This is a genomic window from Gluconobacter sp. P1D12_c, assembly GCF_018812105.1.
GTDB lineage: Bacteria > Pseudomonadota > Alphaproteobacteria > Acetobacterales > Acetobacteraceae > Gluconobacter > Gluconobacter oxydans_A.
On record NZ_JACSIQ010000200.1, the window covers coordinates 1 to 582 of the forward strand.

The window sequence follows — 582 nt, forward strand, 5'->3', positions numbered from 1 at the left end:
CTTTAATATTCCACTTCTTAGACTTCGTTGCCTTGTCGGAAGGCTTTACAAGCACTTTACGACTCAGAATCTCAAAGTGGGAGAATTGATAACTCATGACAACGATCCAAAAAATTTCTCGCAAATCGTTGAGAGTCTTCTTTTAAAATCATCAGACGTACAATTTTCCAAATCTAAATTATCGATACTCGAATACAAACCATCCTTGTCACATTCTTCTAAATCTTTAAACCAAAGGCGTATCTMATCTTTATTGTCATTAACAAAAACAMACTCGTAACAAAAATCATCCTCGTCATCGTTCAAATATTCGTTGAATCTTAAAAAACCATATCCCCTGCTTTCTATGTAATCCAAAAACAAAGAAGAATGCGAAGGAAGACAACGCAAATAATCTCTATAACTTTTCACATCCTTCACAGGAAAAGAATGGTCAATATAATGGTCATGCAAACAAGTCATGATATCGTAAGGCTTTTCCCAACCGCAATAAACCTCGACCCCATTCCCAAACATATAACGAATAGCCTTGGTCTCATAACGTGCCTTCAATCGCACAGCCTTTATATTGAACAGATTTTC

The 582-nt window shown here is 35.9% G+C and carries 1 protein-coding gene; it reads right to left on the reverse strand.

Annotated features, from left to right (window positions below; translation table 11 throughout):
- Positions 1-93: 93 nt before the first annotated feature.
- Positions 94-582: hypothetical protein (locus KP705_RS16320; protein WP_215765006.1), on the reverse strand; the 489-nt coding region annotated here is incomplete at its 5' end.